The 14,539-nt window shown below is 58.6% G+C and carries 16 protein-coding genes; 8 read left to right on the top strand and 8 right to left on the bottom strand.

Annotated elements, in window-relative coordinates; genetic code table 11:
- Window positions 1-349 precede the first annotated feature (349 nt).
- Window positions 350-1,540 (top strand): cystathionine beta-lyase, encoded by a 1,191-nt coding sequence (locus GA0061103_RS23950; protein ID WP_092715584.1) that lies wholly within the window; start codon window positions 350-352, stop codon window positions 1,538-1,540.
- Here GA0061103_RS23950 and GA0061103_RS23945 read toward each other — a convergent pair whose 3' ends face one another.
- Together GA0061103_RS23945 and GA0061103_RS23940 are read right to left on the bottom strand one after the other, a co-directional pair.
- Entirely contained in the window at window positions 1,541-2,704 is a 1,164-nt protein-coding gene (locus tag GA0061103_RS23945; protein WP_092715582.1) for an FAD-dependent monooxygenase, read from the bottom strand. It lies immediately after the preceding gene.
- Between the two features lie 29 nt (window positions 2,705-2,733).
- Window positions 2,734-2,979, bottom strand: a complete 246-nt coding sequence (locus GA0061103_RS23940) for a zinc-finger domain-containing protein (RefSeq protein WP_092715890.1) — start codon at window positions 2,977-2,979, stop codon at window positions 2,734-2,736.
- A 201-nt stretch (window positions 2,980-3,180) separates the two neighbouring features.
- On the opposite strand from GA0061103_RS23940, the gene GA0061103_RS23935 reads away from it, so the two are divergent.
- Window positions 3,181-3,966 (top strand): alpha/beta fold hydrolase, encoded by a 786-nt coding sequence (locus GA0061103_RS23935; RefSeq protein WP_092715580.1) that lies wholly within the window; start codon window positions 3,181-3,183, stop codon window positions 3,964-3,966.
- 1 nt (window position 3,967) lies between these two features.
- On the opposite strand, the gene GA0061103_RS23930 is transcribed toward GA0061103_RS23935, so the two are convergent.
- Window positions 3,968-4,768: an enoyl-CoA hydratase-related protein gene (locus tag GA0061103_RS23930; protein ID WP_092715578.1), complete on the bottom strand. Its 801-nt coding sequence runs from the start codon at window positions 4,766-4,768 to the stop codon at window positions 3,968-3,970.
- A 76-nt stretch (window positions 4,769-4,844) separates the two neighbouring features.
- Here GA0061103_RS23930 and cysE point away from each other — a divergent pair, with 76 nt between their 5' ends.
- The 5 genes from cysE to clpA all read left to right on the top strand — a co-directional run bounded on the left by cysE (window position 4,845) and on the right by clpA (window position 9,930).
- Window positions 4,845-5,708 carry a serine O-acetyltransferase gene (gene cysE, locus GA0061103_RS23925; protein WP_092715576.1) on the top strand — a complete coding sequence of 288 codons (864 nt, stop codon included), beginning with the start codon at window positions 4,845-4,847 and terminating at the stop codon, window positions 5,706-5,708.
- A 124-nt stretch (window positions 5,709-5,832) separates the two neighbouring features.
- Entirely contained in the window at window positions 5,833-6,036 is a 204-nt protein-coding gene (locus tag GA0061103_RS23920; RefSeq protein ID WP_015339784.1) for a DUF3126 family protein, read from the top strand.
- A gap of 352 nt (window positions 6,037-6,388) precedes the next feature.
- Complete coding sequence (locus GA0061103_RS23915; protein ID WP_075852495.1) at window positions 6,389-6,754, top strand: phasin family protein; 366 nt, start codon at window positions 6,389-6,391, stop codon at window positions 6,752-6,754.
- Window positions 6,755-7,040: 286 nt separating this feature from the next.
- Window positions 7,041-7,394 (top strand): ATP-dependent Clp protease adapter ClpS, encoded by a 354-nt coding sequence (gene clpS, locus GA0061103_RS23910; protein ID WP_069612294.1) that lies wholly within the window; start codon window positions 7,041-7,043, stop codon window positions 7,392-7,394.
- Window positions 7,395-7,404: 10 nt separating this feature from the next.
- Complete coding sequence (gene clpA, locus GA0061103_RS23905) at window positions 7,405-9,930, top strand: ATP-dependent Clp protease ATP-binding subunit ClpA (protein WP_092715574.1); 2,526 nt, start codon at window positions 7,405-7,407, stop codon at window positions 9,928-9,930.
- 89 nt (window positions 9,931-10,019) lie between these two features.
- Here clpA and GA0061103_RS23900 read toward each other — a convergent pair whose 3' ends face one another.
- The 5 genes from GA0061103_RS23900 to GA0061103_RS23880 all read right to left on the bottom strand — a co-directional run bounded on the left by GA0061103_RS23900 (window position 10,020) and on the right by GA0061103_RS23880 (window position 13,393).
- The gene (locus GA0061103_RS23900) at window positions 10,020-10,310 is read right to left on the bottom strand and encodes a Dabb family protein (protein ID WP_092715572.1); all 291 of its coding nucleotides are present in this window, start codon (window positions 10,308-10,310) and stop codon (window positions 10,020-10,022) included.
- 13 nt (window positions 10,311-10,323) lie between these two features.
- The gene (locus tag GA0061103_RS23895; RefSeq protein WP_092715570.1) at window positions 10,324-10,752 is read right to left on the bottom strand and encodes an HIT family protein; all 429 of its coding nucleotides are present in this window, start codon (window positions 10,750-10,752) and stop codon (window positions 10,324-10,326) included.
- A 41-nt stretch (window positions 10,753-10,793) separates the two neighbouring features.
- Window positions 10,794-11,981 (bottom strand): GNAT family N-acetyltransferase, encoded by a 1,188-nt coding sequence (locus GA0061103_RS23890; protein WP_092715568.1) that lies wholly within the window; start codon window positions 11,979-11,981, stop codon window positions 10,794-10,796.
- Window positions 11,982-12,206: 225 nt separating this feature from the next.
- On the bottom strand, window positions 12,207-12,926 hold the full coding sequence (locus GA0061103_RS23885; RefSeq protein ID WP_092715566.1) for a glycerophosphodiester phosphodiesterase: 720 nt from the start codon (window positions 12,924-12,926) through the stop codon (window positions 12,207-12,209).
- Window positions 12,926-13,393: a RidA family protein gene (locus tag GA0061103_RS23880; RefSeq protein WP_092715564.1), complete on the bottom strand. Its 468-nt coding sequence runs from the start codon at window positions 13,391-13,393 to the stop codon at window positions 12,926-12,928. Before GA0061103_RS23880 ends, GA0061103_RS23885 begins: the two co-directional genes overlap by 1 nt.
- Window positions 13,394-13,528: 135 nt before the next feature.
- On the opposite strand from GA0061103_RS23880, the gene GA0061103_RS23875 reads away from it, so the two are divergent.
- Window positions 13,529-14,356 (top strand): cell envelope integrity EipB family protein, encoded by an 828-nt coding sequence (locus GA0061103_RS23875; RefSeq protein WP_092715562.1) that lies wholly within the window; start codon window positions 13,529-13,531, stop codon window positions 14,354-14,356.
- Window positions 14,357-14,539: the final 183 nt, after the last annotated feature.

Below are 14,539 nucleotides of genomic sequence, written 5' to 3'. Positions count from 1 at the left end.
GTTTTATAGTTAAAGTGTATCGCTGCCCGACAGGTCCCTGGAGAACCACGTTCCTTCCCTTTTCGGGTGCGAGTGGCGCTATCACAGTCGTAAATGGTGTAGCGGTCAAGAGATCGCCCCAATTATTGCGGATTTATTCGGCATTTTCGCCCGGGGCGGCGGAAAACTGGGCATTTGGCGTCAAAATGAGCGGCGTTTTGCCAAAAATCTGCGCGAAAATGCGGTTTTGGTCGCCATTTTTGTTATTTTAGCCTTCTAATAATGTTGGCGTTGGAACGATCGGGGTTGACCCCACTGGACTTGGCCGCCACAAATCCAGCTTCCAACAGCGCCAAAGGCATATCCTGACATGAAAGACAAAGACACAAACCTGCCGAACGCCGGCATCAACACGCGTTTGTCCCATATCGGCAATTCGCCGTTCGACTATCACGGCTTCGTCAATCCACCTGTCGTGCGTGCCTCGACGGTGCTGTTTCCCAATGCGCGCGTGATGGAGACGCACGACCAGAAATATACCTACGGAACACGCGGCACGCCGACGACGGATGCGCTATGCGAAGCAATGAACGCGCTGGAAGGGTCGGCGGGAACGATCATCGTGCCGTCCGGGCTTGCTGCAGTCACCGTGCCGCTTCTTGCGTACCTCTCCGCCGGCGATCATGCGCTGATCGTTGATTCGGTCTACGGTCCCACGCGCTTCTTCTGCGATACCATGCTGAAGCGCCTCGGCATCGAGGTCGAATATTACGATCCGTCGGTTGGTGCTGGAATCGAGCAGCTGATCAAGCCGAACACGAAGCTGGTTCATACGGAATCGCCGGGTTCCAACACGTTCGAAGTGCAGGATATCCCGGCAATCGCGGCGGTGGCGCATCGCCATGGCTGCGTGGTGACTATGGACAATACCTGGGCAACGCCGCTCTATTTCAAGCCGCTCGATTATGGTGTCGATGTTTCCATCCATGCGGTGACGAAATACCCCGCCGGCCACTCCGACATTTTGATGGGTACGGTTTCCGCCAATGAGGCGCATTGGAAGCGGTTGCTCGACGCGCACGGTCAGCTCGGCCTTTGTGGTGCGCCTGACGACGCCTATCAGGTGCTGCGCGGCTTGCGCACCATGGGCGTGCGCCTGGATCGCCATCAGGAAAGCGCGCTTGCGATCGCCCAGTGGCTCGAGGGCAGGGAGGAGGTCGCTCGCGTCTTGCATCCGGCCTTGCCGAGCTTCCCCAGCCACGAACTCTGGAAGCGTGACTTCAAGGGCGCGAGCGGGATTTTCTCCTTCGTTCTGGCTGTCGACGATCCGCAGAAATTCAAGGTGAAGGCGCATGCCTTCCTCGATGCCTTGCGGATTTTCGCTCTCGGCTATTCCTGGGGCGGTTTCGAAAGCCTCGCCTTGCACGTTAATCTCAACGACCGGCGAGTCACCAAGGTGCCGACGGAAGGGCCGGTCATCCGCCTGCAGGTTGGCCTGGAAGACGTGCCCGATCTCAAGGCGGATATCGAGAAGGGCTTTGCTGCCACAAAAGAGGTCTGATCAACCGATGGCGCGATAGCCGTAGATCCAGTCCATATCCGCCGCGAGGCTTTGCGGCGGACGGAGCGAGAGAACGAGGTCGCGCGCCATGCGGATCGGGCCGCGGGCATGATAGGCGAATTGATTGAAGGCGGCGCGCTGCCTCAGGCGCGCGATGCGCGGCGCTCGATGTTTCTCATAGAGTTCGAAGGCTTCCGCCGGTGAGCGGGCCGAAAGCAGGCCGGCAAGCTCGAATGCGTCTTCGATCGCCATGGCCGCCCCTTGCGCGGCAAACGGCATCATCGCATGCGCAGCGTCGCCGATCAGGATCGTATCGCTGCCATTGTGCCACCGACCGGCCTTCATCTCGTAGAGTGGCCAGAAGCTCGCCTGCTCCTGGGCCTCCAGTATTTGCAGGATTGCACCGTTCCAGCCGGAAAAGCCGCGGAGCATCTGTTCGCGTTGCGCCTTGCTGCCGGCGGCGCCCCAAGTGCGGCTGGTGCCGCTGCCGGAGACGATGGCGACGATATTGAAGGCAGCATTTTCCCGGATCGGATAGCAGACGAGGTGGCTGGAAGGACCGAGGAATGCCGTGACGCTCTTCCTGTTCAGAATGGCCGGGGCCGCCGTCTGTGCGACGGAGAATCGCCAGGCGATATTGCCGGAAAACTGCGGCGTCGGCGCACCAGGCACCATCGCATGTGCCTTCGACCAGACGCCGTCGGCGCCGATGACGAGATCGAGCTCTCTTCCGACGGTCTCCTCCAGAGCCTGCTTGCCTTTGATGTCAATGTGCTGGCCAAGATGCAGCCTGCACAAAGCATTGGCTGATACGGCATCGAGGAGCGCTTTCTGCAGGGTGGCGCGATGGGCGGTTCCGTAAGGCGCGCCCCATCGCTGCCGGGCGAACTCTCCGCAAGGAACGGAGGCGACAAGCTCCAGCGAGGAGCCGGATACCAGACGGACGTCTTCCGGTTCCAGCCAGATCGGACGAAGCGCGTCGAGCACGCCAAGCGTATCGAGGATGCGTGAAGCATTCGGCGAAATTTGCAGGCCGGCACCGACTTCGGTCAATACCGGAGCCTGCTCGAAAATGTCGGAGGCAATCCCATGTCTTGCCAGCGCCAGAGCCGCCGTCAATCCGGCTATCCCGGCGCCGATGATTGCGGCTGCTTTGATCGGCATTCTCTTATGTCCGATCGGACGCTATGGCGTCAGGCCGCCTTGAAGTGGAAGACGCAGCCGGCCGGGTTGGTCTGGTCGGCCTTCAGCGACGGATTGTAGCGGAAGAGCGTCGAGCAGTAAGAACAGACCTTCTCGCTCTCGTCGCCGAGGTCGATGAAGATGTGCGGATGATCGTAAGGGATCGAGGCGCCGGTGCACATGAATTCCTTAACGCCGATTTCGATGACGCGATGTCCGCCGTCGTTCTGGAAATGGGGAATATTGTGGCCGGCCATGATGATCTCCGAATGCGTCTTGCCGTAAGCGGCATGAATGTTGCGCCAGACTTGGTAGCCCCTCTTTATAATCCTTCTTCCCGATTGTGTAGTGCGAAAGTCCGGCTTGATGCAGAGATTTTCGCAGGCATAGGGTTCATTTGATATCGCCGATAAAATATGGTCCGGCGCCAACAGGACCCAGTTTGTGAAGACGACGCTATGAATCTCAATGCTCCCCCGATGTCCCATTTTATCAGAGACGGATTGAAGCTTGCCTTTTTCGACGACGGCGATCCGAACGGCCCGCCGGTGCTGCTGATTCACGGCTTCGCTTCCACGGCGATTGCCAACTGGGTCAATCCGGGCTGGCTGAAGACACTCGGAGAAGCGGGCTATCGCGTGATTGCCATCGATAACCGTGGCCACGGTATGAGCGACAAGCTTTACGACGCGGATGTCTACCATCCATGGATCATGGCCGAGGATGCCGTGGCACTCCTCGATCATCTGGGCATACCTGAAGCGCATGTCATGGGCTATTCCATGGGTGCCCGTGTTTCGACCTTCATGGCGATCGCTCATCCGGATCGCGTCCGCTCGCTGGTTCTCGGCGGTCTTGGCATTGGCATGGTCGAGGGCGTCGGCGATTGGGATCCGATTGCGGATGCGCTGGTGGCACCGTCGCTCGATGATGTCACCCATGCACGCGGGCGCATGTTCCGCGCCTTTGCCGAACAGACGAAAAGCGATCGGCAAGCGCTGGCCGCGTGCATCCAAGGCTCACGCGATCTGGCGTCGAGGGAGGATGTGGCAAGGATCGATGTGCCGACCCTGATCGCCGTCGGCACCAAGGACGATATCGCCGGCTCCGGGCAGGAACTGGCTGCACTGATGCCGAACGCCGAGGCCATCGACATCCCGAACCGCGATCACATGCTTGCCGTCGGCGACAAGATCTTCAAGGCTGCGGTTCTCGAATTCTATCAGCGTCTCGGCAAGAGCTGAGTCACTTGCCGGTGAAATGCGGCTTCCGCCGCTCTGCAAAGGCAGCGCGGCCCTCGACATAGTCGGCGCTATCGAACGTCTCGGCGCCGATCACTTCCGCCTCGCGCAGCAGGTCGCCGTTCTGCTCGATGACGGCGCGGATCGCGAGTTTCGAGGCATGCAGCGCGATCGGCGCATTGGCGGCGATCGCATGGGCGAGGGCGGAGACTTCGCCATCGAACGCCTCCGCCTCGATTTCCTCCAGAAGAAAGCCGGCGGCCACCATCTTCTCGCCAGGCATGGGCGCGCCGGTGAACAGCGTGACCTTCGCCATCTGCGCTCCGAGCGCGTTGACGATGTCCTGCACGGCGTCGGCGGGATAGGCGATGCCGAGGCGGACGGCAGGCACGCAGAATCGCGCGCCCCGTTCAGCGATTCGAAGATCGCAGGCGGCGGCCAGCCCAAAGCCGCCGCCATAGCAAATGCCGCGGATCGCAGAGATCGTCGGCACGCGGCAGTGACGGATAGCCTCGAAAGCCTGGCTGTTCAGTGCTTCGTAGGCGACTGCGGTCTCGGAATTCTTGCGCACGCTGTCGAATTCGCTGATGTCGGCGCCGGCGGAAAAATCTACGCCGCTGCCGCGGACAATGATGACATGTGCGTGCGCTTCATCGGTCAGAATGCGTACGGCTTGCGGGATGGCACGCCACATGGCAGCCGTCACGGCATTCTTTCGGCCGGGGTTGTTGATGGTGATCGTACCGATCGCATCACTGCACGTCGCGCGAATGAAACCACCAGCAAAGTCATGCTCGAAACTCATGCCCAACCAACCCATTTGTCTTGTGTGGCTTTTATTCTATATAATGCAGCCCTGACAGAAAATCGGGAGACCGCCAATGGTCGCAGCAACGGATATTCGCCAGGTAGAAGGCTTGGGCGCAGTGAAGGTCATGGACCCGATCTGGGACAGCATGCGCGACGAAGCACGCGCCGCTGCCGAAAAGGACCCGCTCCTTGCCGCTTTCCTTTATTCGACGATCATCAATCACCGTTCGCTGGAAGAATGCGTGATCTATCGCATCTGCGAGCGTCTCGACCATCCGGACCTGCAGGCCATTCTCCTGCGGCAGACCTTTGAGGAAATGCTCGCCGACTGGCCGGAATGGGGGTCGATCCTCCGTGTCGATATCCAGGCCGTCTACGATCGCGATCCCGCCTGCCTGCGGTTCCTCGAGCCGGTCCTCTATTTCAAGGGCTTCCATGCGCTGCAGACGCATCGCCTCGCGCATTGGCTCTATAATCGCGGCCGCCGCGATTTCGCGCTCTATCTGCAGAGCCGCTCCTCCAGCGTCTTCCAGACGGATATCAATCCCGCCGCGCGCATCGGCAAGGGCATCTTCCTGGATCACGCGACCGGTCTTGTCGTAGGGGAAACGGCCGTGATCGGCGATAACGTCTCGATCCTGCACGGGGTGACGCTTGGCGGCACCGGCAAGGAAGGCAGCGACCGCCATCCGAAGATCGCCCACGGCGTCTTGATCGGTGCGGGGGCCAAGATCCTCGGCAATATCCAGATCGGTCATTGCTCGCGCATTGCCGCCGGCTCCGTAGTGCTGAAGGAAGTGCCGGCCAAGACGACCGTTGCCGGCGTTCCGGCCAAGGTGGTCGGAGAAGCAGGGTGTTCCGAGCCATCTCGCTCGATGGATCAGCTGCTTGCCGAGCAACTGGTCGTGGATCAGATTATGGGTGCAGGAATCTAGGAAATTCCAGTTCGATTTTCGGAGGTTTGCGCTGTCGCTGGATAGCTATGCGCGGTTCCGGTCTTTACACCGCCGCTTTTCCTATGCAAGAAGCGGCCAACCGAGATCCTCACGGAGAAGCATTGTGAAGCCTGAAGAAATCAAGAAACTCGACGCCTATTTCAAGCGCACGTTCAATCCGCAGGTCGTGGTGAAGGCCCGCCCGCGCAAGAACGATTCGGCTGAAGTTTATCTTGGCGAAGAGTTCCTGGGTGTCGTCTATATCGACGACGAAGATGGCGACCGCTCCTATAATTTCTCGATGGCCATTCTGGACGTCGATCTCTAATTATATCGGTCTCGTATAGTGATCGAATATTCGGACCGTATTTCGTTGAAATACGGTCTTTTTCTTTGGCATTTGCCCATTTGATCATTCCGCTGCCGTTCTGATCTCTCACGGCTTCTTTCTGCCCAAATGCCAATATTTTAATCAAAGCCTGTGGTTGCAGGTGGAATGATATATATTAGGAAAAACAGAATGATGCGGCGCATTCATTATCATCGACACCGCGTTGTCATTCGAAATGCAACTGAAAGGTGATATTGCGACGCACAAGACTACTTGACTAATTGTGCGCCGCATTTAACCTTTATCCCTGTAAACCGGCCGCCGGCCGGCCAACAAGGGACGGAGAAGCATGTTCAATTTCGATGAAGCGAACAAGAAGGGCAAGGAAGCCATGGACACGGCGCTGAAGAGCTATTCCGATGTCACCAAGGGCTTTCAGGCAATTGCTGCCGAAGCCGCTGAATACTCCAAGAAGTCTTTCCAGGATGGCGTTGCGCACTTCGAAACACTCGCCGGCGTCAAGAGCTTCGAAGCTGCCTTCGAACTGCAGAGCAGCTACGTGAAGTCCTCCTACGAAAACTTCGTCGCCGAAGCCACCAAGCTCGGCGAAATGTATGCCGATCTCGCCAAGAATGCGTACAAGCCTTACGAAGCGCCCGTTGCGGCTGCAACGAAGGCTGCCAGCAAGGCAGCAGCAACGGCGACCGCCGCTTAAACTTTCGCCGAAAGGCAAAATTTCCAGAAAGACCGGCTACGCGATTCGTGGCCGGTCTTTTGCGTTTTGGCGCGCGGAACCGGACGTGGCGATATGCAGCGACTTTTTTGACCGCAGCCCCGTTTGTCAGCGAATTGTGATTGCAGTGTCCCGCAAGGGGCTTAAAATCACGCCAATATGAACTAAGTTAGAGGTTCGGATATCCGGCCCGACCAAGTGAAGAACCCAACCTAATGCCAAGTCGGAATGCGATAGCTTCTGCCGGATGATTTGAGGAATGAATGAAATGATCGCTGAGCCGATCCGGATGCAAAACAATAGCGAAAGGAACGGGGACAACGGAAATCGCGGGACCTCGGTGATTACACGCACCAAGCCCAAAACCAAGAAACCCAATCTATACCGCGTGCTGCTTCTGAATGACGACTATACGCCCATGGACTTCGTGATCCATATCCTGGAGCGTTTCTTTCAAAAGGATCTCGAAAGTGCCACCCGCATCATGCTTCATGTCCACAACCACGGCGTGGGCGAATGCGGGATATATACATATGAAGTAGCCGAAACGAAGGTGAGCCAGGTGATGGACTTTGCCCGGCAGCACCAGCATCCGCTGCAATGTGTTATGGAAAAGAAGTGAGGATCTGAACGTGCCAACATTTTCGCCTAGTCTTGAGAAGGCGCTGCATCAGGCACTGACCTACGCGAACGAGCGGCATCACGAGTATGCCACGCTGGAACATCTGCTTTTGGCGCTGGTAGACGACGCCGATGCCGCAGCTGTCATGGGCGCGTGCAATGTTGATCTCGACGCGCTCCGTAAGACTCTGACTGAATACGTCGATAATGAACTCTCCAATCTGGTCACGGGCTATGATGAGGACTCGAAGCCGACCTCCGGCTTCCAGCGTGTCATCCAGCGCGCCGTGATCCACGTACAATCTTCCGGCCGCGAGGAAGTGACGGGCGCCAATGTTCTCGTCGCGATTTTCGCGGAGCGGGAAAGCCACGCTGCATTCTTCCTGCAGGAGCAGGAAATGACCCGCTACGACGCGGTCAACTATATCTCCCACGGCATCGGCAAGCGCCCGGGTTCCTCCCAGACCCGCACGCCGCGCGGCGCCGAGGAAAGCGAATCCGAAAGCAAGCCGACCTCCCGCGGCGAGCAGGAGGAGGGCAATGGCAAGAAGCAGCAGGACGCGCTGAAGGCCTATTGCGTCAACCTCAACGAGAAGGCCAAGAACGGCAAGATCGATCCACTGATCGGCCGCAACTCTGAGGTCAACCGCACCATTCAGGTGCTGTGCCGCCGCTCGAAGAACAATCCGCTCTACGTCGGCGACCCTGGCGTCGGCAAGACGGCGATTGCCGAAGGCCTCGCCAAGCGGATCGTCGAGGGCAAGGTTCCCGAAGCATTGGCCGATGCCACGATCTTTTCGCTCGATATGGGCACGCTGCTGGCCGGCACCCGCTATCGCGGCGATTTCGAAGAACGCTTGAAGCAGGTCGTCAAGGAGCTCGAAGAATATCCGGGCGCGGTGCTGTTCATCGACGAGATCCACACTGTCATCGGTGCAGGCGCCACGTCAGGCGGCGCGATGGATGCATCGAACCTGCTGAAGCCGGCCCTGTCCTCAGGCGCGATCCGTTGCATCGGTTCGACCACCTACAAGGAATACCGTCAGTTCTTCGAGAAGGACCGGGCGCTCGTCCGCCGCTTCCAGAAGATCGACGTCAACGAGCCGAGCATCGAGGATGCCATCGAAATCATGAAGGGCCTGAAGCCCTATTTCGAAGAGTATCATCACCTGCGCTACTCGAACGACGCCATCAAGACGGCTGTCGAGCTGTCGGCTCGCTATATCTCCGACCGCAAGTTGCCGGATAAGGCGATCGACGTGATCGACGAGACGGGTGCCGCCCAGATGCTGCTGCCGCCGTCCAAGCGCCGCAAGCTGATCACCGAAAAGGAGATCGAAGCGACGATTGCAACCATGGCCCGCATTCCGCCGAAGACGGTTTCCAAGGATGACGAGATGGTTCTTGCCAACCTCGAACAGGAACTGCGTTCCGTCGTCTACGGCCAGGATACGGCCATCGAAGCGCTGTCGACCTCGATCAAGCTCGCTCGTGCGGGTCTGCGCGAGCCGAACAAGCCGATCGGCTGCTACGTCTTCTCCGGCCCGACCGGTGTCGGTAAGACGGAAGTCGCCAAGCAGCTTGCCTCGTCGCTGGGCGTCGAGCTGCTGCGCTTCGACATGTCGGAATACATGGAGCGTCATACGGTTTCCCGTCTGCTCGGCGCACCTCCCGGCTATGTCGGCTTCGATCAGGGCGGCCTCTTGACCGATGGCGTCGATCAGCATCCGCACAGTGTGGTCCTGCTCGACGAAATCGAGAAGGCGCATCCGGATATCTTCAATATCCTGCTGCAGGTCATGGACCATGGCGCGCTGACCGATCATAACGGCAAGAAGATCGACTTCCGCAACGTCATCCTGATCATGACGACCAATGCGGGTGCTTCGGAAATGGCCAAGGCTGCCATCGGCTTCGGCTCGTCCAAGCGTACGGGCGAGGATGAAGAGGCGCTCAACCGCCTGTTCACGCCGGAATTCCGCAACCGTCTGGATGCGGTCATTCCCTTCGCGCCGCTGCCGACGACCGTTATCCACAAGGTCGTGCAGAAGTTCATCATGCAGCTGGAAGCGCAGCTTTCCGAACGGAACGTTACCTTCGACCTGCACGAGGACGCCATCGCATGGCTGTCCGAGAAGGGTTACGACGACAAGATGGGCGCCCGTCCGCTGGCGCGTGTCATTCAGGAAAACATCAAGAAGCCGCTGGCGAACGAAATCCTTTTCGGCAAGCTGAAGAAGGGCGGCGTCGTCACCGTTACGGTCGGCAAGAAGGAAGACGGCTCGACCGGTATCCTGCTCGACGCCACCGCCGATACCGCGCCGATCCGGCCGAAGCCGGAGGCCGAGGTCGGCGAACAGCATGTCGAGGTGGAAGAGGATGACGGCGATACCACCGTCAAGGCCAGAACCCGCGTCGGCAAGGCTGCAACGGCAGCCGATAGCCGCCGCTCGGCCAAGGCCTCGACATCAAGCGACGAGTCGGAAGGCAAGTCGCCGCGCAAGGGCGGCACGGTTCCGAAGGTTCCGCGCAAGTAGCCGCCGAGTGGCTGCATGAGAAAAATAAAAGGCTGCATTGGAAACAATGCAGCCTTTTTATATGCTTATTTTGATATTCTAATGAGAAGCTAGAGCTCGGTGTAGTCGATTTCGAGGAAGGCTGCGACTTCAGGTAACCAGCGATCCCTCACGAAGGCGACGTGATCAGGGTGGACATTATAGGCGTCGTAGCCCGATTGATCATCGAACTCCATCGAGAAGCCGAAGGTGAAATCGTTCTTCGGACTGGTCTGGCGAAGCTGCTCGAAATTCCGTACGCTCGGTATCTTCTTGAGAACAAGGGCGTCCTTGAGGAAGCTGGCTTCCTCAGCCGAGCCGGCTGCATGTTTCAGCCGAAAGGCGACGGTATGGCGAATCATATGCGTCTCCAGCTCAGGCCAGTGCTTCGATGATCTTTCTGGCGTTTTCAGCCAGCACGGCACCGTCTTCCATCTTGCCCGAATGCGGCTTCAGGGCCACGCCTTCAAGGCGCGGGATTATGTGGAAATGCAGATGGAACACGGTCTGGCCGGCAGACGGCTCGTTGAACTGAGCGATATAGACGCCGTCGGCGTCAAAAGCCTCCTGCACGGCGACAGCGATCTTCTGTACCACGATGATCGCCTGCTGCAGCGCGGCGGGATCGGCGTCGAGAATGTTGCGGGAAGGGGATTTCGGCAGGACCAGCGTATGGCCCGGCGATTGCGGCATCACATCCATGAAAGCGACGGTGTGCTCATCCTCGTAGACGCGGTAGGAAGGGATCTCGCCTTTCAGGATCTTTGCGAAGATATTGTTGTCGTCATAGGCGGGGCTGGTCATCCAGTGTCTCCTCGTCTTGCGTTTGTGTTTATGCCGAACGGCTAGATATCCTGTCGCTCACCCTTGCGGAAGGGGCTGTGCTCGGTAAGGATTTCGCTCATCTCCTCCACCTGCTCCCGCTCATGCTTCAGGTAATCGGCAACGGCGCGCCGTAGGCCCTGATGGCCGATATAATGCGCGGAATGCGTGATGACGGGAAGATAGCCGCGCGCCAGCTTGTGCTCGCCCTGCGCGCCGGCTTCCACGCGCTTCAGTCCCTTGCTGAGCGCAAAATCGATTGCCTGGTGATAGCAGACTTCGAAATGCAGGAAGGGATGATCCTCGATGCAGCCCCAATGGCGGCCATACAGCGTCTCGCCGCCGATGAAGTTGATGGCGCCGGCGATGTAACGTCCCTCGCGCTTCGCCATGACGAGCAGAATATCGTCAGGCATGCGCTCGCCGATCAGCGAATAGAATTTCCGGGTGAGGTAGGGGCGGCCCCATTTGCGGCTGCCCGTATCCATATAGAAGGCGAAGAACTGGTCCCAGATGTTTTCGGTGAGATCGCTGCCGGTCAGCCAGTCGATGGTAATGCCGTGCTCGACTGCCGCGCGCCGTTCTTTCTTCAAGGCCTTGCGCTTGCGGGATGCCAGCGTCTCCAGGAAGGCATCGTGATCGGCATAGCCCTCGTTGATGAAGTGAAACTGCTGGTCGGTGCGATGCAGATAGCCATCGCCCTCAAAGACCGAAGCCTCATCTTCTGGCAGGAAGGTGATGTGCGCGGAGGAAACGCCGAGCTGCCGGGTGACCTCTTTCAAGCTTTCGGCCAGCGCCGGCTGCATGACGCTTCGGTCGTGTCCTTCGGCAACCAGCAGCCGCGGCCCGGTGGCAGGCGTAAACGGGATGGAACATTGCAGCTTCGGATAATAGCGGCCGCCGGCCCGCTCGAAGGCGTCGGCCCAGCCATGGTCGAAGACATATTCTCCCTGGCTATGGCTCTTCAGATAGCCGGCGATGGCACCGAGCAACTCGCCGCCATCTTTTTCCAGCAGCAGGTGATTGCCGAGCCAGCCCGTCTTGTCGGTCGCGGAACCGGATTCCTCCAGCGATGAGAGGAAGGCGTGCGAGACAAAGGGATTGTAGGGTAGGATGCCGCCGGCTCTCGACGCTCCGGCCAGCTTGGACCAGCTCTCCGGGGCGATATTCTTGAAGGATCGTTCGACTCGAATGGATAATTCGTCTGTCATCAAGGTCTTGCGCTTGGAAGGAAGGGAGGGGCTCTCACCGCTGCGCCACCCGCCCGAGGGGCGTATTGTCGGCGCAGCGGCAATTTGGAGCAATTCCAGCAAAAGTGCGTAGCGGTTTTGCGTCCGGAATTGCGTTCAAACAAAAGAAACAGCGTATTTCCATAATTCCGTTTGAAACGGAAATGCGCTGGTATGCGCAAAGCCTCTCCTTCGATCGATGCCGATTTACGAGGCCAGGCGCGGATCAAAACCTTCGAAGGTCATCTGGTCTGCATTGGCAAATGTATGTTTGCGGGCCGCTTCGTCGCGCACGGTCCAGGTGATGACCGGAATACCGCGCTGGCGTTGCGCCGTAACAAAGGGGTTCGGCAGGTGGCCGTAGAAGTACGAGATGAAGTCTAGCCCAAGATGCATGGCTTCGTCATGCTGAAAAAATGTCTCAGGCTTGTTTCCTTCAGCCGTAAGGCCGACCGGGTAGGGCGCTGCCAGGCTTTTAAGGTCCTTGAGCAGCCAATGGTCGAAGCTCATCAGCGCCACGTGCCCCTTGTAGCCTTCGAGCACTTCGAGCACGGATTCGGCGAAGCCATCGTCATCGCCCTCGCGTCCCTTCAGCTCCAGCACGAGCGGCACCTTGCCATCGCAGAGCCGCAGGAGCTGCTTGAGCGTCGGGATCTTATCCTTGGTACCGCCGACCGACAGCAGACCCAGTTCGGCCGAGGTGCGCTCGCGCACTTCGCCAGGCAGATTGCAGACGCGCTGCAGATCGTCGTCATGGAAGACGACCGGAACGCCGTCCGAGGCGTAATGCAGATCGCATTCGATGGCAAAACCGGCGTCGATGGCGCGGCTGAAGGCCGAGAGTGTGTTCTCCCAGACTTCCTTGTTCATGTCATGATAGCCGCGATGGGCGACGGGACGCTCGGTCAACCAGGCGAGCTTGCTCATTAGGCGATTTCCAGAATGGCGTCGATTTCGACGGCCGCATTGAGCGGCAGGGCTGCCATGCCGACGGCGGCGCGGGCATGCTTGCCGGCTTCGCCCAATACGTTTGCCAGAAGATTGGAGGCGCCGTTGATCACCAGATGTTGTTCGACGAAATCAGGCGTCGAGGCGACGAAGCCGTTCAGCTTGATCAGCCGCTTGATCCGGCCGAGATCGCCACCGAGAGCAGCCTTTGCCTGGGCGAGAATGTTGATGGCGCAGAGCTCGGCGGCTCGCTGACCGCCCGCAACGTCCACATCCTTGCCGAGATGGCCCGTCACCCCGATCTTGCCGTTTTCCATCGGCAACTGGCCCGACAGATAAAGAAGATTGCCGCTGATGACATAGGGAACGTAGTTGGCGGCCGGTGCCGCGGCCTGCGGCAGAACGATGCCGAGTTCCTTCAGGCGACCCTCGATAGCGTCGGACATTTTCATCTCCCGTTTTGTTGTAAAAACTTCAAAAATCCGGCATCAAGACTAAATTCCGTCACTTAGGATCGGCAGCCTCGTTTCAGCCGAAAGCGTTCTTATAACATCGCATGCGAGTCCAACAGGAGATAATGAATGTTCCGCTCGAGTCTTGCTGCCGCCGTCGTTTCGGGGCTGGGCATTCTGTCACTGGGGACTTCGGCAGCCTATGCGGCCGGTCCGAGCGGGCTGATCGCGCATCGTGCCGTCTATGATCTTGAGCTGAAGGATGCCTCGGATCGCTCCGGCATTTCGGGCATGGTCGGCCGCATGGTCTATGAGTTCGATGGTTCAGATTGCACCGGATTTACCACCAATTTCCGCTTCGTGACGAAGATCGACACCGGTGATTCCACGCGCGTCAGCGACCAGCAGACGACGACCTTTGAGGATCTCGGCAAGCGCCTGTTCCGCTTCGAGACCAAGTCCTATACCGACAATCAGCTCGACAAGGACGTGCGTGGCGCCGCAAGCGACGACCAGAAGGGCATCAAGGTCGATCTTACGCAGCCGCACAACAAGCAGGTCCAGATCATCGAGAGCCGTTTCCCGACGGAGCATATGCTCGACATCATCCACAATGCGAAGCTCGGCAAGAATTTTTTCGAGGCGCAGGTTTTCGATGGTTCGGATGACGGCGACAAGCCGCTGATCGCGACCACCGTCGTCGGCAAGGAACAGACGCCTGCGACCGATGATCCCGATGCCGACAAGGCTGGCGCCTTCTCCAAGACGCCTTTCTGGCCAGTGACCGTGGCTTATTTCAACGAAAAGTCCACGGGCGATGCCATGCCCGTCTACCGCATGTCCTTTAAACTCTACGAGAACGGCATAACACGCGACCTCACCATGGACTATGGCGACTTCGTGCTGACCGGCAAGCTCACCAAGCTTGAAGTTCTCGGTACGAAGGCGTGCCAATAGACTCTCGTCCGGCGTGCAAAATCTCTGTCATAAAACTGTGATCCAAGTTTCACTATTGTGTGAAATGATCGACACGCAGAAGTAAGCGTAGCTTCTCTCTGCTTCGATCTGGAATTGTAGTGGGGCGCGCGGGGGCATCGTCTTGGGGGCGATTGGCAATTTTTGCGGTCGGCTCCCGAGTCT

Origin of the sequence: Martinezella multihospitum, from assembly GCF_900094585.1 — a bacterium.
GTDB classification, from domain to species: Bacteria; Pseudomonadota; Alphaproteobacteria; order Rhizobiales; family Rhizobiaceae; genus Rhizobium; species Rhizobium multihospitium.
The sequence above is the reverse complement of the archived record's forward strand: the minus strand, read 5'-3'. Positions and strand labels throughout refer to the sequence as shown.